Annotated in this window: 12 protein-coding genes; 5 read left to right on the top strand and 7 right to left on the bottom strand. The window is 39.5% G+C overall.

The genetic code is table 11. The features are described 5' to 3' along the window. Window positions 1-314 precede the first annotated feature (314 nt). A complete protein-coding gene (lysS, locus tag HCG49_RS05405; RefSeq protein WP_168468530.1) occupies window positions 315-2,006 on the bottom strand; it encodes a lysine--tRNA ligase in 1,692 nt (563 codons plus the stop codon). Between the two features lie 176 nt (window positions 2,007-2,182). Between lysS and HCG49_RS05400 the strand changes: the two genes are divergently transcribed. Beyond that, entirely contained in the window at window positions 2,183-2,338 is a 156-nt protein-coding gene (locus HCG49_RS05400; protein WP_168468529.1) for a YqaE/Pmp3 family membrane protein, read from the top strand. 220 nt (window positions 2,339-2,558) lie between these two features. Then, window positions 2,559-3,275, top strand: coding sequence for a lipoyl(octanoyl) transferase LipB (gene lipB, locus HCG49_RS05395; RefSeq protein ID WP_168468528.1), 717 nt, complete (start codon window positions 2,559-2,561; stop codon window positions 3,273-3,275). A gap of 70 nt (window positions 3,276-3,345) precedes the next feature. Here lipB and HCG49_RS05390 read toward each other — a convergent pair whose 3' ends face one another. The 5 genes from HCG49_RS05390 to HCG49_RS05370 all read right to left on the bottom strand — a co-directional run bounded on the left by HCG49_RS05390 (window position 3,346) and on the right by HCG49_RS05370 (window position 10,119). Further along, window positions 3,346-3,963, bottom strand: coding sequence for a hypothetical protein (locus tag HCG49_RS05390; RefSeq protein ID WP_168468527.1), 618 nt, complete (start codon window positions 3,961-3,963; stop codon window positions 3,346-3,348). Window positions 3,964-4,081: 118 nt separating this feature from the next. After that, window positions 4,082-5,263 (bottom strand): DUF11 domain-containing protein, encoded by a 1,182-nt coding sequence (locus HCG49_RS05385; protein ID WP_168468526.1) that lies wholly within the window; start codon window positions 5,261-5,263, stop codon window positions 4,082-4,084. A gap of 76 nt (window positions 5,264-5,339) precedes the next feature. After that, complete coding sequence (locus tag HCG49_RS05380) at window positions 5,340-6,665, bottom strand: OmpA family protein (protein ID WP_168468525.1); 1,326 nt, start codon at window positions 6,663-6,665, stop codon at window positions 5,340-5,342. 369 nt (window positions 6,666-7,034) lie between these two features. After that, a complete protein-coding gene (locus HCG49_RS05375; RefSeq protein WP_168468524.1) occupies window positions 7,035-9,494 on the bottom strand; it encodes a ribonuclease HII in 2,460 nt (819 codons plus the stop codon). A 19-nt stretch (window positions 9,495-9,513) separates the two neighbouring features. Further along, on the bottom strand, window positions 9,514-10,119 hold the full coding sequence (locus tag HCG49_RS05370) for a ribonuclease HII (protein WP_168468523.1): 606 nt from the start codon (window positions 10,117-10,119) through the stop codon (window positions 9,514-9,516). A 571-nt stretch (window positions 10,120-10,690) separates the two neighbouring features. Here HCG49_RS05370 and HCG49_RS05365 point away from each other — a divergent pair. The 3 genes from HCG49_RS05365 (at window position 10,691) to HCG49_RS05355 (ending at window position 17,737) form a co-directional block, all read left to right on the top strand. Further along, a complete protein-coding gene (locus HCG49_RS05365; protein ID WP_168468522.1) occupies window positions 10,691-13,936 on the top strand; it encodes a SusC/RagA family TonB-linked outer membrane protein in 3,246 nt (1,081 codons plus the stop codon). A gap of 12 nt (window positions 13,937-13,948) precedes the next feature. Next, entirely contained in the window at window positions 13,949-15,505 is a 1,557-nt protein-coding gene (locus HCG49_RS05360; protein ID WP_168468521.1) for a SusD/RagB family nutrient-binding outer membrane lipoprotein, read from the top strand. 243 nt (window positions 15,506-15,748) lie between these two features. After that, window positions 15,749-17,737 (top strand): putative porin, encoded by a 1,989-nt coding sequence (locus HCG49_RS05355; RefSeq protein ID WP_168468520.1) that lies wholly within the window; start codon window positions 15,749-15,751, stop codon window positions 17,735-17,737. A 481-nt stretch (window positions 17,738-18,218) separates the two neighbouring features. On the opposite strand, the gene HCG49_RS18440 is transcribed toward HCG49_RS05355, so the two are convergent. Continuing rightward, window positions 18,219-18,408: hypothetical protein (locus HCG49_RS18440; protein WP_205764346.1), on the bottom strand; the 190-nt coding region annotated here is incomplete at its 5' end.

Raw genomic sequence — 18,408 nt, 5'->3', positions numbered from 1 at the left:
AAAAACTACTATGATTTGGGGCGGATGGAAGGTACTCTTGAAGCGTAAACTGAATGGAAATTATAATTATTTTTTGATCAAAACCCTTAATTATGTGTAACTTGTACATTCATAGCGATCTACAAATATTTTGTAGGTAATATTTGAGTTAGTCGAAGGTAAAGTCTTTGTTCAGCAAAGACTTTGCTGATTTTAGGGGGGATTCTTTTTTTAGGGGAATTGTATTTTTTAGTTGCATGATTTCCTTTAAAACAAAAAGAGACCGCCTTTACAGACAGTCTCTTTACCTTTTATTTAATACAAGAATTTTGTGCTTAAGCCTTTAATTCGCAAATTAAAGCATCGCCATCCTTGATAACATTGGTCAAGCCGTGTTTGGCCAAACCTTTTATTCCTTTGTCCCAAGCCTTGTTGCTTAGTTCCGAAGCTGCTTTTAGAGCTTCTAAAGGCATTCTTTTTTCTTTTTTAATAATATCGAAAATAGCCTTTTCGTTTTCGGAAAGATCTACAGGCTTTTTCTCTGGCCTCATTTGAGGAAAGAACAATACTTCTTGGATAGAGGCATTGTTAGTCATTAACATCACCAAACGGTCTATACCGATACCGATACCACTGGTAGGAGGCATTCCGTATTCTAAGGCTCTAAGGAAGTCTTGGTCAATAAACATGGCCTCATCATCACCTTTTTCCGACAGTTGCAATTGATCTTCGAAGCGTTCGCGCTGGTCAATTGGGTCGTTCAGCTCGGAATATGCATTCGCTAATTCCTTACCGTTTACCATCAACTCAAAACGTTCTGTTAAGGCAGGGTTGTCTCTATGTTCTTTAGTAAGCGGGCTCATCTCTTTTGGATAATCCGTAATAAATGTTGGTTGGATGTAAAAATGCTCACACTTTTCACCAAATATTTCATCTATAAGCTTACCAATACCCATAGTTTCATCTACTTCTAGGCCAAGTTTTTTGGCTACCTCACGCAACTCTGCTTCTGGCATACCGGCAACATCATAACCAGTATGTGTTTTAATGGCTTCCAAAATTGGAACTCTAGGGTAAGGGGCTTTAAATTCTATTTCATTTTTACCAACCTGAACTTTGGTAGCACCATTGGAATCGAGCGCTACTTTTTCTAACAACCTCTCGGTCATATCCATCATCCAGTGGTAGTCTTTATAGGCAACGTATAGTTCCATAACCGTAAATTCCGGGTTGTGGGTACGGTCCATCCCTTCGTTCCTGAAATCTTTGGCAAATTCATAGACCGCATCAAAACCACCGACGATTAATCGTTTTAGGTATAGTTCGTTCGCAACTCTTAAATACAAAGGCATATTTAAGGCATTGTGATGAGTCATAAACGGACGCGCGGCAGCACCTCCTGGAATTGGCTGTAAAATAGGGGTTTCTACCTCTAAGTAACCGGCTTCATTAAAAAACTGACGGATACTGTTGGTGATTTTGGTACGCTTAATAAAGTTCTTCTTTACCGACGGGTTCACCACCAAATCTACATACCGCTGACGGTAACGTAATTCTGGATCATTGAACTCATCGTAAACCTTGCCTTCTGCATCTACCTTTGGTAATGGTAAAGGGCGTAAAGATTTACTCAATAAGCTAAAGTTTTTTACCATTACTGTTTTTTCACCTACTTGGGTGGTAAAGGCTTCCCCTTCGATACCGATAATATCACCGATATCCAATAACTTTTTATATACTTCATTGTACAAGGTCTTATCGTCTCCTGTACATATTTCGTCTCTATTAAAGTAAACCTGTATACGTCCTTCGCTATCCTGTAATTCAGCGAAAGAAGCTTTACCCTGAATTCTTCTAGACATTAGCCTTCCGGAAAGGACTACCTTTTTGCCTTCTTCGTAGTGGTCCTTAACTCCTTTAGAAGTATTGTTCACTGGGTATAGGGCCGCTGGGTAAGGGTCTATGCCCAGCTCCCTTAATTTAGTAAGTTTTTCTCTCCTGATTACTTCTTGTTCCGAAAGTTGCATATGCTTATAATTAAGGCTGCAAATATAGGTACTCTAGCTTAATCTATCAATCCAATAGTTAGGATTGTTGTGTTGCTAAATATTAATTTTATACTCTTGTAACATTCTGCCTAATTTTGGGTCATATAAGTATCCCTTTATCTTTAAAGCGATACCGTAAAAATTAAAAATAAAAAATGAGTTTCTGGAGAGTATTATTAGCTATTTTTTTTCCGCCTCTTGCCGTTATAGGGAAAGGATGTGGATCTATTCTTATTGTTTTTCTTTTAACCCTGTGCGGATGGGTGCCAGGAGTGATAGCAGCTTTGATTATCCTTAATAACCCTGATTAACTAGGACTAGATTCAGCCCAAAGTATTATGAATTAAGGAAGGGGAGTTGCTTGCAGCTTATGCCCAAAGCCATATAGGGTAGTTTGTTAGATCATAACCAAGTTGATGAGGCATTATAGGGACTAATGGTATAGCCATTGTTTTTTAATACAACACAACAGCATGGCTTAATTGGTGTTTTTTGATATAAAATTCTTTACAGACTTTGTACCTTTGTCACATGAATAAAAAGATTCTTTTAGAAGATTTGGGTCGTAAGGACTATAAAGAAACTTGGGATTATCAGGAATCTTTGTTCCAGTCTATTCTAGATGTTAAAATAAAAAATAGAAGAGAAGACACCCAATTGGAAACTTCCAACCATATGCTTTTTGTAGAGCATCCTCATGTGTATACCTTGGGCAAGAGTGGTGACATGACTAATCTTTTGGTCGATGAAAATGTTTTAAAGGAAAAGGGCGCTAGTTTTTATAAGATTAATAGAGGCGGCGATATTACCTATCACGGGCCAGGGCAAATTGTAGGATATCCTATTTTGGATCTGGATAATTTTTTTACCGATATTCATAAATATCTGAGGTTCTTAGAAGAAACCGTCATTCTAACCCTAAAAGAGTATGGTTTAAAAGCCGAACGTTCTCCTGGAGAAACGGGGGTCTGGTTAGATGTAGGCACTCCTTTTGCCCGTAAAATATGTGCCATGGGCGTAAGGGCCAGTCGATGGGTAACCATGCACGGTTTTGCCTTAAATGTGAATGCCGATCTTGGTTATTTTGATTTGATGATCCCTTGTGGGATAAAAGGCAAGGCAGTAACTTCCCTAAACGTAGAATTGGGAGTTGAAAAAGTGGACTTGGAAGGGGTGAAAGAAAAATTATTGAAACATTTTTCCGCTTTGTTCGAGGCAGCGTTTTTGCCCGTGACCAAGCAAGTATAATAAAACAAAAACCGAGGCCAAAGCCTCGGTTTTTGCTTTAAAGCAGCTGGTTTATCTTTTCTTTTAAGTTTTATTTCTTGAGCATCTTTTTTAAATCGTCCGTATCGGAATAGGGTACCCCCGAAAATTTAAGATCGGAAACGGTGATGAGAATGTCCGAAGCATTGCCAAGCTTGTCTTTTTCAAAGTCGTTTTGAACAGTAAAAAGGGCATTGCCTGCAGCGACACGTTCGTCTTCCGATAAGGTAACAGTCCCCGCCATGCTGGCCTCGGGGTTTCGATCTAACTGGTTTGCCGATTGATTATAAAAATTGGTAAATAAATTACCTTCCTTATCGGGGCGTTTAAGTTCTGCCAAAACACGGGTAAGGGTATTGCTATCCACATCGTATTCCAGCTGTACCGCCTCACTGCCTTTAGGAAGTTTTTTTTCAAAGGTTAGCGTGGCCGTACGCACCTTGGTAGTACTGTTGCGGGATACCAAGCCAGAGGCGGAGGTGTACCCCCAATCTTCACCGTTTATTTTGCACAGCAAGGTGGTGTTGTGCGCGCTTTTTTCGGTTGTTTTGTCCATGTTTTGTGCAGGTATTTCTGCTTGACTTTCCGGTGTGTTCTCTGTTTTTTTAGTGGTTTCTCCACAGGATATGACAAGGGCCAATAAGAGAATCGTGCTAAGGAACCATTTCATAGGTGAGTGTTTTAGTTATATAAGGTGAACTTGGATGCCGCAAACTAGGTATAGCTATAAGGTTGTCAGAACAACTGTTCTTTTCTAAGATAATCCTACAGTAGATACCCCTTGACCACTATCCTCCAAAGAGGTTAAATAAGCCGGGAGCTTCCTGAGAAGGTGGAATGGTGACGTTATGGTTTTCATAAAAATATTCCGCTTTTCCTTGTTTACGTGTTTCTATTATTCGCAATCTTCCTTGAGAATCAAAAATTATAAAAGAACCTTGATTGTCTCCGCTATTGAGGGTAAACTTGGTAGAATTATTGTCACCTTGGTAAGCAACGGTTTGCTCGGTTATCTCCGGCCTATTTCTAAAGGCATCTTCATAATAGGTAAAGGCCCATTCCAATACAGGAAATTTGTTAGGGCCAACATCGATCCCGTAGTTATTATCGGCGTTATCGATAAGGGAACTATTCATGTTTTTTAGCAATTTCATCATTTTTGCAAAGGGAGTCTTATAATATCCCTGCTTTTTTGCATAGGTATATACATACCCGTCATTGTCAAAAAACATTGGCTTTTGTTTTTCCTTAGGATCAAACTCTACTCGCATGGCAATGGCATTGTGATCAAAGAAATAGGTTTGTATTCTGTTTTTATGATCGGTTAAAAGCATTCTTATTCCTGTAGGGCAATCTTCAGGGGAGGTATATGCCTTTTTAGAATTAAAGGTAGTTTCATCATTGGCCTCACTTTTAATTTTATTTTTAATATCCTGTCCGTCGCCGTCGTCTTCATCATCGGGGTCATCAACCACCTCTCCGTCACCGTCGGTATCTACACCATTTCCAAAGATGCTATCAGTATCGTCTTGGTCGCATATCATTATTTCGGCCAGATAGAGAGAACCTTCGTAATTTAAAAGGGTGGCTGTAACAGTAAGAAGGACCTTTTCTGATTTTGGTAGTTGTTTTATGATCCATACCCCTGATAAAGCGTCATAGTTGCCTTTGGTACTAGAGGCATTTATAAAAGCATAACCATTAGGCAAACTTGCTAAAATTTCTATGTTGGTAGCATCCCCAGGTCCATTGTTGTTAATGGCTATAGTAAAATTAACTACCGTGCCAATATCTGCTGTTGGGTTGTCAACGGTCATTTCCAGTTCTAGGTCAACGTCCTGTACAACTAAAGGATTTACAATTAATCCGCTAATTTTATGGGCAGAAAATGCCATAGTAATATTGATGAATAGAAAACAGGTCAAGAAAAATGAGATCACAGGCTTGCCAATAAATTTATTTTTATTCATGATTTTATTTTTTAAGGTTTACAAATTCATCCCTTTTGTTTTTGCCTGCTACATTCGGATACAATAATGATAGAAATCAATTTTTTTTGAATACAACGCGCCTATTTTGGGCTTTTCCGTCAGTGGTGCTATTGTCCGCTATCGGTTCGGTTTCTCCTTTGCCGTCGGTTTGCAGGCGTCCGGCATCAATACCATATATGTTTACTAATGCATTTTTTACGGCAGCGGCGCGTTTTTGGGATAAGCTCAAATTGGCATCGTCGGGACCATCGGTATCGGTATGACCAATTATAATCAAGTTCATGCCGTTTTCTTCCTGTAGTACTTGGGATATTTGCCGTATGATCCCCATAGATTGGGGCTGAATATTGGCTGAGCCGGAATCGAATAAAATTCCGTTGGTAGAAACCTCCCCTTCTGAAATCAACTTGCGTCGTAGGTCTATTCCACCTTCGGCTACCTTAAGGTTTTTAATGAATAGCCGTTCCTTTCCATCTTTAAAATTGTTCATATGGAATTTTAAGGTGGTCAATACAGTCCCTTGGGGCACAATCCTTGGGATATCGATATGCTTTTCTTCATTGACCCATAATCGGAAACGTTGTTTGTTGACGGCTATGGAAATATGTGGTACATTTAAAACCTCCTCCCTAAGATCGGCCCTGACTACGCTGTAAATTTCCCTTTTATTATTGATGCGGTTTTCCATGGTAATCCCTTTATCGATATATTGAACAAAAGAGATATGGGCTTGTACAAAGTTGGCTCCTTCTTTAAATTTGTCGTCATCACTTAAATCTACCCTCAGGATAGCATTGGAAGAGGTCTTATTGTCTAGGCCTAGCCCTAATACATCAAATTCAATGGTGTAGTCTTCCGGTAAATCTGGTACGTCGGGGATAAAATAGATGTTGTAACCCGAAACCAATTCCAGCCACTTTTCGCCAGAATCATTTACCGACACCACTTCTCCTCCACCATTGGTATTCCATTTGGAGGGAAAGTCTCCTAAGAATTCATCGGAGAAATCATCAAAGAATAAAATTTTGTCCCCAGGAACAAAATCAAATTTACTGTACACGGCAATGGTGTTTGGTGTGCCTTGGGCGTTTGGGGCATGCCCACCTATACTTTCAGGATTGTTCTGTCCTCCGGGGGGTATTGGGTTTCCAATGGACGGATCGGTAGTGGGGCCTTTACTTCCGGGTTCTAGGATACTGTCCAATACTTGATCTGTTTTCTCTTGGGTTTCCCGCTCTACCCTGCGTTCAACGGTGCGTTCGGCCGCCTTTTGGGCTCTTTTTCCGAGCTTTTTAAGGATTTGGGCATTAGTCCCTTGGGTAAAACAGACAATAAATAATAGGGATAATACCGATGTAGGAAGAATTTTTATAAAATTCATAATCGTATTATTTTAAAGTGTTCAAATAAAGCTATGTCTATACTTAAAAAAGACTATCGCTATAACCTTAAATATAATGAATTTGCGGGTCTTAACTATATGGTATTGTGTGTGTTGAGTGTATCCTTGTGCTGTTGGTTATTTGGTAGTGTTGGATTGGAAGTAGGGTGCCGATCACATTTTTTTTTGCGTTAGGGACCGCGGCGGCATCCCCGCAGCATGGCAAGGGATACAGCCAAGTGCCCGCCCGACGAAGGAGGGAATGCCCAAAATATTGTCCCTAAACCAGAAAGGAAAAGGAATAGTCCTTATTTAGCTGTAAAATGCACTTGCCAAATCAGGGCAATCATGATGTGTAATGACGGCACATTAGTTGATCCTGTACACCAATATGCCGTTGTTCTGATCCTTGACCACCAGTTCTAGTTTATGGTCATTGTCCATATCTTCCAGATCTATAATAGAATTTCCCGGTACCGGAAAATTGGAAATAGGGAGGGCCTGACTATCGAAAAGGTAAATCTTTTGGTTTTGGATGTCCGTTACACTGACGTAGATCTTATCGTTTAGATAAAATATCTTCGGTTTCGAATAAACGCCAAGTTCCAGTTCAACTTTTTTGTTTCTAATACTCAGAATATTATCGTTCATAACGGCTAGGGTTTTGTCCGTAGCGTCTATGCCATGATCTGGTTGTAACTTTAGGTTTTCCCGATTTATTTTTCCTTTTTCGTCAATTAGAAAAAGGGTGCCTTTTTGATCGGTCACCGCAAACTTATTTTTATGAAGGAGCACCGGATTATCGGAAAAGTTTATGGTTTCCTTCACCGCAATGCGGGTCTCGCCGGTACGGGATAGTATTTGCAAACGCCCTCCTTCATTTTTAAAGACCAGGTAATCTTTTTTTCCTATCCTAAAATGTTTTGGTGTGCCTATCACAGGGCTTTCGGCCTTATCGTATTTAAAGCCTTTTACGATCTTGCCGGCGCTGTTGTACATAAATATTTTGGTGCCTTGGGAAACTACAAACCTATAATTCTTATTGCCGTCATAGTCGAATACGGCCAGCGGATTAAGGTTGCCGCCCTCATAGGAGAAATTAAAGGGGCGTACTTCCTTGCCGTTGCGGTCTAAGATCAGGAATTGGTTATGAGTGGTAAAGGCAAGTTGGAGCCTGCCATTTTTGTACAGGTCTACCTGTTCAATAGCTCCTTGGATCTTGCCATCGAGTTGTTTTTTCCACAGTACTTTCCCCGAGGTAGAGATTAGATAAAGAATATTCTGTTGATCTTGGAAAACAATCTCTTTTAGTTTGCTGTTGTGGTTGGTGACAAATTGAGGGTTGGTAGCAATTTGATGGTCCAGCCCTAAGGTAAAAAGAGGCGTGGTCGTATTTAAATGGGTTTCATGGGCTATTTTTTGGGCCAGTAAAGTGGTGTGATGAAAATTTTCATCGCTTACCATTTGGGCAGCAAAGGTGTATTGGGAGAGCTCATCGGTGGTTATTTGGGAAACCGTTTTTTCGTCGGCGAATTCATTGAGGAAGTATTCTATTCCTTTATGATTACCCACAAAGAGTATAGACGATTCATCGGCCAATTGCGTACGGGCCGTTTTGTAATACGATGTTTTCTCAAAAGTAGAGGCGTTTTTGAAATTGCTTATAAATGTTTTCAGAAGTTCCATGGAAGGCGCAAAAACAAAAGCATTTTCTAAAATGGTATAGTGCTTGGCCTGGAATCCCTTAACAAGTGGATTGAAATAATGGTTTAAAAAATCGCCTTTGGATAGTGTTACAATCTCATTGCCCTGATATTCGTCCGATTGTACTTTAAGCTCATCTAAATAATGAAGGATCGTTTCTGCATTATAGGTATGAACAAGAACGGCCTTTTGCTGGTTTACATAAACAAAGCCAATTTCTTCGACTGCTTTAAAAGTGGTGTCGATCACGACAGATCTGTCCAAGTATTTTTTTTGGTTTTGTGAAAATATTTTATAATCTTCAAAAGTATGGGAAACAATGGCCTCTGTTCCGAAAGGCGCAAAGTTTGGCGTTCTATTGGCCATGGGCCGGGTATTGGAGAAAAGTTTACTGTATTTGGAAGCCACATCGGTAGCGATACTAATTCCGCCTAGTTTTACATGGTCCTTGTTCATGTCAAAATCAAATGCAGCCCAATCAGAAAACTTGGAGATGTCTACTTTTCCCGCATCACCCAAAAATCCCAAAGGAAAAGACTTGCTAAGGTTGAGGTTGATGAATATATTGGCGCTGCTTTTTTGGTTGGCTATGGTGAATAGTTTGTGAAGGGACTCGTTGGTCTTGAGGTTATTTTGATTCCTGATTAAATTTTCTATGAGGAGTTTAGCGGTACTGATAATCGTTTTATCTTCTATTTCTATAGTGTAATATTCTTCCTGGTCTAATTGGTAGGTGTGAATGGTTTTACCTTGGTAAGAATTATTCGCTACCGCCTTTTGTATGCTGTCGTTCAGCTGAAAGAGGTCCTCGGAGCTTTCGGTGATATAAAGTCCCTCGAAATTTCCTTTCCCTAATTCTACAAAAGTTAATATACTTTCGGAATTGGACTTTAGGTATTTTAGGCAAGAAGTTTTTTCTGCGATAGTATTATAAGCGCTAGTAGCGGACAAAGTTTTTAAAAGATCGTTCTGGTCCAATTGACTTAAAAAAGCCGTTTGATCATTAATTTTTATAATGAGGGAGCTGTTTTCTGGAACGAACGATAATAGCGGAAAGGAGTTGGTAGCTTTTTTTGCACATCCTACGGTAAGTAAAAACAAAATGGCCAGTATTCTAATTCTCATAATCAAGGTTTCGACAAATTTAAGGTTTTAATATATCTAGCTTTAATTGTTGGGGCAATTGTCTAAAACTTTTTCTGTGGTAGGGAGTTAGACCAAATTCTCGGATAGCTTCCCTATGTTCCTTAGTGGGATATCCTTTGTTTTTTTTCCAATTGTACATGGGGAATTCCAAGTGGATTTTTTCCATATAGGCGTCGCGGTAGGTTTTTGCTAGAATCGAAGCAGCGGCGATGCTCAAGTATTTTCCGTCTCCTTTTACAATACAGGCATGGGGTATATTTTGGTAAGTAGTAAACCTATTGCCATCTACAATAATAAAATCGGGTTGCTTTTCAATTAGGTCCAAGGCTTTGTGCATGGCTAAAAAAGAGGCGTTCAGGATATTTATCTTGTCAATTTCGTCCGGAAAGACATGGGCCACTCCGAATGCCAGGGCATTTTCCTCTATGACTGGTCTAAGATGGTTTCTCTTATGTTCTGATAATACTTTGGAATCGTTTAAAATGTCATTTTTAAAATGTTCGGGTAAAATTACTGCGGCTGCAGTTACGGGGCCCGCTAAGCACCCGCGGCCCGCTTCATCCGTGCCCGCTTCATTAAGGGTGTTAAAGTATGGTTCCAACATATTCTGATATTCAATTTTTATGGAAATTTCTAATTCGGAATGCTATAGCCAAGAATAGCCGGGCTAAATTTCTAATCATAGAAAAATCTAGATGAAAGATATAGCGTCATGCTAATAGCATAACGGTCCAAAATTACAAAATAAGGAAGCATGAAGGAAGTAAGGAAGCTTTAAATTTAAAAAGCCTAGGCGCTCAGTGCAAACATTTTTTTTTAAGAAAAACACAGCGAAATCAAAAAAATATAATTAACAAAATATTATGTTAAAATAAGTTCTGTGAAATTTCAAAAACACAGGCGTAAATTCAGTAACTGTAAAGAATACAGTTAATTATAAATTATAGTGAAATTAAGGAATTATTAATGAAAATTAAATAATACACGTTTATGTAAGCTATAATCGCGTAAAATGGTTTTATTGGTTATAATAATTTAATAAAAATTATAAAATATTATTAAAAACGTAATAATGGGTTTTAATTTAACAAATAGAGTTCTTAATGTTAGAAAAAATAGGATTGTTAACTAATTTTTATGAAGTTTGAGGGTAACTAATTCAAAAAAATAAATAAATGAAACCAAAATTGACTTGGATTTTGACGCCTTTAATGGTGTTCATAATGGGGTTGTCCTATGGGCAGGATAAAACTATTTCAGGAAATGTAACAGATGGAAACGGTATTCCATTGCCTGGGGTAAATATTATTGTACAAGGAACAACCAATGGTACTCAATCAGATTTCGACGGTAATTACACTATTCAGGGCCAGGTAGGGCAAACGCTTTTGTTTACGTATTTAGGACAAAAGAGCGTGTCTGTCGTGATAGGTGCGTCATCTACCATTAATGTTTCTATGGAAGAGGATGCGCAGGCGCTAGAAGAGGTTGTAGTAACTGCCTTGGGTATTTCTAGGGATAAAAAATCCTTGGGATATGCCACTCAGGAGGTAAAGGGCGAGGAGCTGAACACTGTTAAGAGCGGGAATTTTGTAAACGCGCTTTCAGGAAAGGCTTCTGGTATTCAGATTAAGAAAAATAACAACTTCGGAGGGTCTACCAATGTGGTCATCCGAGGAAATGCTTCTTTGACGGGAAGTAACCAGGCCTTGTTTGTGATAGATGGGGTTCCTGTAAGTAATGCAACTTCTAATGCAACAGGACAAGCTAACGGTAGCGGAGGGTATTACGATTATGGTAATGCTGCTTCCGATATTAACCCAGAAGACATTGAATCTGTAAACGTGCTTAAAGGTGCTGCGGCATCGGCACTATACGGATCTAGAGCAGCCAACGGTGTTATTATGATTACTACAAAAAAAGGTGGTAAAACCGATGGTATCGGCGTAACGGTAAATTCGGGAGTTTCTTTTGGATCCATAGATAAAAGTACTTTTGCCAAGTATCAGACCCAATACGGTGCTGGTTATGGACATTATTACGATGGTCCAGACGGATATTGGTACGAAGAAGATGTGACTGGCGATGGAAATAATGACCAAGTGGTAGTATATACCGAAGATGGTTCTTATGGAGCGCCTTTTGACCCTAATTTATTAGTGTATCAGTGGGATTCTTTTGATCCTGAGTCTCCGAACTATAGAAAAGCAACGCCTTGGATAAATGCTAAAAATGGTCCGATAAGCTTTTTTGAGACACCGGTAACCACTACTAATTCTGTTTCTATGGAAAAGGCTTCCGATGCTGGTTCCTATAGAATGAACTACACTCAGTTTGATCAAAAAGGGTTGATGCCGAATAGTTCTATTAAGAAGCACAACTTTTCAATGAGCGGTACCATGAAGCTTAACGATAAGTTTACCGTAACAGGGTACGCAAATTATATTAAAACTAGTGGCTTGGGTAGAAACTCCACCGGATATGGTGATAACATCGTTGGGATGTTTAAGCAGTGGTGGCAAACGAACGTAGATTTAAAGGATTTGGAAGATATCTATAGAATTACTGGTAGGAATGTCACTTGGAACCCAGCGACTTCGGAGGCGGGATCAGTTCCTATTTTCTGGGACAACCCTTATTGGACTAGATATGAAAACTATCAGAATGATTCGAGAGGTCGTTTTATCGGGAATGTATCCTTAAATTATGAGGTGACAGATTGGTTAAGCGTTATGGCTAGGGTAGCTACAGATACGTATTCTGAGCTGCAAGAAGAAAGAAGGGCCAATGGGAGTGTAGCGAGTAGTTTTGGAGTAAGTAGAGGAAATGTTGATGCCGGTTATGCTAGAAGAAACATTGACAATACAGAAACGAATTATGACCTGACCCTTAACTTTAATAAGGACCTAAGCGAAAAGTTTAACCTGAAAGGAATCTTGGGAACCAATATTAGACGTAGCGAATACCAATCTATTTATTCGTCTACCAGTGGTGGTTTGAGTGTTCCTAAATTATATTCCCTACAAAATAGTGTAGGTCCGCTTCCATTGCCTGTAGAGCGCGACGAGAAAGTTGGCGTTGATGGTGTTTTTGCCAGTGCTTCTTTAGGGTATAATAATATGTTGTATTTAGATGCTACCATTAGAAGAGACCATTCCTCTACGCTTCCTGAAGATAATAGTGTTTTCTATTATCCTTCTGTTGCCGGTAGTTTTGTGTTCTCGAGCATTGTTGATGCCCCCGCTTTGTCATTTGGTAAGTTGCGCTTAAACTATGCTGAGGTAGGAAATAGTGCGCCATTCGATTTTCTTTATGATAGTTATATCGTAAATACGCCGATCGGAACACCGAACACTTCTGTTGGTAACAGAAAAAAGAATCCAGCATTAAAACCAGAGAGAACCCAAAGTTTTGAGGCTGGTTTAGAAATGAAGTTTTTTCAAAATAGGTTAGGATTCGATTTTGCATACTATAAAACCAATTCTGTAGATCAAATATTTGGAGTGCCAGTTTCAACGGCAACAGGGTATACGGAAAAAGTGTTGAATGCTGGGGAAATAGAAAATAAAGGTCTTGAGGTTTCCTTAATGGGGATGCCTGTGAAAACCGATGATTTTAGATGGAACGTAAACCTTAACTGGACTAGAAATAGAAACGAAGTTATTTCTTTGGAAGAAGGTATCGAAAACCTTCAGCTAGGATCTTTTCAGGGCGGTGTTACCATTAATGCCACCGTTGGAGAACCTTACGGTGTTATCCAAGGGACAGACTATACTTATTTGAACGGAGAACCAGTGGTAAATGCCGCCAATGGCGAATACGTGAAGACTTCTAGTTCCAATAATGTTATTGGCGATTCTAACCCAGATTGGTTAATGGGTATCTCTAATAGCTTTAACTACAAAAACCTATCGCTTAGCTTTTTGATCGATATTCAAAAAGGAGGAAGTATCTTCTCTCTAGACCAGTATTATGGTAGAGCCACCGGTTTGTATGCCGAGACTGCTTTTATCAATGATCTTGGAAATCCAGTAAGAAATACACTTTCTGATGGAGGTGGATTTATTAATCCAGGTGTAAATGCAGACGGGTCTCCTAATACTACACGTATTCAGGCAGACAGGTTTGGGGCCTTTGGTTATCGTAGAGGGTTGCCAAACAAAGCATTTGTGTACGATGCTGGATATGTAAAACTAAGAGAGGTGGCCATTGCTTACAATTTGCCTAAAAAAATAATTGAAGATACTTTTTTAACGAATGTTTCTTTAAGTCTTGTTGGTTCTAACCTATGGATCATTGATAAAAATATTCCTCATGAAGATCCAGAAGGAGGATTGGGAGCTGGTAATTTACAAGGGTACTCGGTGAGTCCTTTACCAACGACCAGAGATATAGGTTTTAATGTTAAAATACAATTTTAAAAAAGATATAAGATGAAGAAAATATTAATATTGATGACAGCGGTAATGCTCGCTTCGTGTTCTGATAACCTCGAAGGTTTAAATGAGAACATTAAGGATCCGTCTACTGTTCCTGGGGAGAGTCTGTTTACAGGGGCACAAAAGAGTCTTGTAGATCAAATCGTCGATTTGAATGTGAACAACAACAATACCAAGTTGTGGGCGCAGTTTTTACAGGAAACAACCTATACCGATGAAAGTAACTATGATCAGGTAACGAGAAACATTCCGCAAACACAATGGGATGTTTTGTATAAGGATGTGCTTAAAGATTTGAACGAAGCCGAAATAAATATAGCGGCTACCACCTATCTGCCAGAATTAGAGGTTCAAAAACCAAACAAGCTATTGGTAATAGAAATTTTAAAGGTGTATGCTTATAGTGTATTGGTAGAGACTTTTGGCGATGTTCCTTATTCTGAAGCCTTGAATATCGATATCCTGACGCCTAAATATGACGACGGCTTAACCGTTTACAAGGATCTAATCGAAAGGTTGACCATTGCAATCAATGGTTTGGATGAGTCTGTAGGGAGTTTTGGGAGAGAAGACAGGATATATAATGGCAATGTTACTCAGTGGAAAAAGTTTGCCAATTCCTTAAAACTTAGAATGGGGATTTTATTGTCGGATGTAGACAATTCCTTTGCAAAGACTACGGTAGAAAGCGCTGTGCTTTCTGGAGTATTGGCGAGTAACGATGACAACGCTACCTATGCGTATTTATCGGCCGACCCGAATACAAACCCAATACACGACAATTTGGTTTTAAGCGGGAGACACGATTTTGTGGCGGCAACAACCATAGTAGATATTATGCAGCCAAGAAGTTATGAGTATTTGGAAGATTCCAATGATGATGGAGTTATTAATGAAGAAGACAACCGTACGGTAGTGCCAGGATCTGTAACCAGTACTGATCCTAGGTTGAAGTATTATTTCGCTCCCAATATCGATGCAGATCCATCGGTTGAAGAAGTTGTTTATTTTGGCGGTGAAATTGGTAATACGGCAAATTTTTCTTCTCATAGCCAAGTGGCACCTAGGGTAGAAGCGGCTACGGAGCCAGGAGTTATAATGGATTATGCCGAAGTGGAGTTTTTATTGGCAGAGGCTGTAGAGAGAGGTTTTGCAGTAGGAGGTACCGCGAAAGAACATTATGATATGGGAATCACAGCTTCCATAGAATACTGGGGCGGAAATGCCGCGGAAACAGCAGATTATTTGGCCTTGGCGCATGTCGATTACGATTCGGCTATCGCAGCTAGTACGGCAACTACGCCTTGGAAAGAGGTGATCGGTACTCAGAAATGGATCGCTCTTTATAATAGGGGATTGGAAGCTTGGACGTCTATAAGGTTATTAGACTACCCAGTAATGGCAACGCCAGCGGAAGCCGTATCCGGCTTCCCTAATAGATATACCTATCCTATCGTAGAGCAAACCCTTAACGGTACTAATTATACATCGGCTTCTACCGCTATAGGTGGTGACGAAGCGGAAACTAAATTGTTTTGGGATTTAAATTAAAACTATAGTTTTTAAAGTCATATTTTAAAAAGGCCTGTAAAGAAAATCTTTGCAGGCCTTTTTTTATGGGGTTGGGAGGGGTGGAAAGAAGGGAGTCTTGACATATGAGTTTTAGGAAGTGTGGAATTTTGGAAATCCTTTAAGGGGAATCCTTATTTTAGCAAGGAAATGTGAAGCTGTTTTTTAAACTTTTACATTCCGTTAAGGACAAAAAAAGTAACTTTGCCTTCGTAAGTTTGTACAATGAGATATTTATTGACGCTTTTTATAGTGTTTTTTGGTCAGGCCGTTATGGCACAAGAAGATTCGATTGCAGCCCCAAAAAAGTTGGAGGCTTCGCCTATGGAGAAAAACAGGCGAAATTTGCCGTCTAAACAAAAAGGAAAGCCGAATGTCCAGGAAATTACGATCAAGGATTATAAGATTATAAACTATCAAAGAGATACTACCTTTTTGGATACTACTATTTCTATTCAAAAAGAATATAAATACAATTTTTTAAGACGGGACGATTTTGAGCTAATGCCATTTTCCAATGTCGGTCAACCTTATAATAGGTTGGGTGCTAATTTTGACCAAAAAACGAACTACCCTGGGATAGGGGCAAAAGCCAAACATTTTAATTACCTAGAGGCATATGAGATCGACTATTATAATGTCGCTACCCCTATGACCGATCTTATGTTTAAAACCACCTTTGAGCAGGGGCAGTTGCTCGATGCGCTCTTGGCTTTTAATACCTCTAAAAGATTAAATTTTTCTATTGCCTATAAGGGTTTTAGGTCCTTGGGGAAATATCAGGCAAATCAGGCAGAGTCCGGTAATTTTAAGATGACTTCTAATTACCTGACCAAGAATAACCGCTACAGGCTTAGGATGCATATGGCAGCCCAAAATGCAATTACCGAAGAAAACGGTGGCTTGGCCAACAAAGAATTGCAATTCGAATCCGAAGATCCAGAATTTAAGGATCGCTCTAGATTGGATGTTCTATTTTCCAATGCCAATAATAGGGTGTTGGGGAAACGGTATTTTCTAGATCATCAATACCAATTGTTCGGGAAGAAGTCAGATTCGGCCAAGACAAGAAAAACGGCGCTGAGCCTAGGGCACGAGTTTAATTATGAGACTAAATTCTACCAGTTTAAACAAGCCCAAGGGAACAGGTATTTTGGAGAAAGCTTTTTATCGGTTATAAACGATAAGGCTACTTTAAAGACCATGTATAACCAGCTAAATGGTCAGTTTCAGAATAACACCCTAGGGGTGGTAACCGCATTTGTGGATCTCTACCAGTATAACTACTTCTTTAATTCTGTAGTGCAAACCCCGGAGCAGCTTATACAAAGTCAGCTTAAAGGAGATGAGGTTGCGATAGGGGGTATATACCATAAAAAGATAGGTAACCTGCGTATTGACGGAAAATTTAAAACTGCTGTTTCCGGAGCCTTAACAGGGAGTCTGCTCGATGCTGCTGTAGGGTATAAGATCAATAAGAACAATGAGGTAGACGTTTCGATTCATTCCTCTTCCAAGATGCCCGATTATAACTTCTTGTTGTATCAAAGTGAATATAGCAACTACAATTGGCAGCATACAGACGACTTTAAAAAGCAAGACATACAGAGCCTGGAATTTAATTTGCGGGCAAAAGTATGGGGTAATATTATGGCCAAGTACACTGCCATGGACAATTATACCTACTTTGCTTCCGACCCAAATCAGGCTATCGTAGAAGGTGCGGAACAAGCATTTGTAAAGCCTTTTCAGGAAAATTCTAGTGTCGATCTTTTAAAGCTTAAGTATGCAAAGGAGTTTAAGTGGAAGAATTTTGCCTTGAATAATACGGTGATGTATCAAAACGTAACCCAGAACAATGCGGTGTTAAACCTTCCGGAATTGGTTACCAGAAACACGCTATATTACTCCAATGATGTGTTTAAAAAGGCCATGTACTTGCAGACCGGCATAACGCTTAAGTATTTTACGGCCTATAATATGGATGCTTATAATCCGGTGTTGGGTGAGTTTTTTATTCAGGACAAGGAGGAATTAGGAGGTTTTCCAATGTTAGATTTTTTTATAAATGCCCGGGTGCAGCAAACCAGGATATTTTTAAAGGCAGAGCACTTCAACTCTCTTTTCTCTCCCAAAAAATATTATGCCGCGCCTAACTATCCGTACCGCGATTTCGTAATTCGCTTTGGCTTGGTCTGGAATTTCTTTTCATAGAGGTTATAAGGGAGGGCTAAAAATGGTTTGTTGAGGTTCCTTTTGTAGGTGCCATGGCGATTATACTTTGTTTTTAAGTATGTTTTGGGCGTTCCTCTAAGGGGCGGGCTTTCCGCTATATCTTTTTTAAAGGTCCTGTGGCCCTCTAAAAAAGGATGCCGCTGCAATCCCTAACGCTTTTTACAACTAACAGTAAACAAATGGCCTGTTCCGCAAAGTCTCCCGACTTTGCGGAGCGGGTGCATTATAGTGGAAGGTTCAAAATGGTGTATGCCGTGAAGTCGTGAGACTTCGCGGAGCGAACGAGAAGCTAATTAATAACGAAAGTCATTGTTTATTGCTGATCAATTTTTGACTTTCAAGCAGCTTAGGTGTGTAAATAACTGAAAACAAATAGGTTAAAAGTGTTTCTGAAAATAATCATAAAATCTTTCAAAAAAAACCTTGCCAGTTTTAGAAAGTGGCGTACCTTTGCCGTCCGCTAGCGAGGCAGTGCCGCGCAAACGGAAAAGGCGTTAAGAGCGCCATGTTCATTGAGTTTTGTTTCCATTATCGGCCGGGCCAAAAAGAAAGAATTTAATTTTTTCAAAAAAGCTTGCCGGATAAAAAAGAAGCTGTACATTTGCAGCCGCTTTGGGAGACAGGGCGAAGAAGAAAAGAATAAAAAGTTC

It is taken from the genome of Arenibacter sp. 6A1 (assembly GCF_012272855.1).
Classification (GTDB): domain Bacteria; phylum Bacteroidota; class Bacteroidia; order Flavobacteriales; family Flavobacteriaceae; genus Arenibacter.
This window is presented reverse-complemented; position numbering and strand designations above follow the sequence as displayed.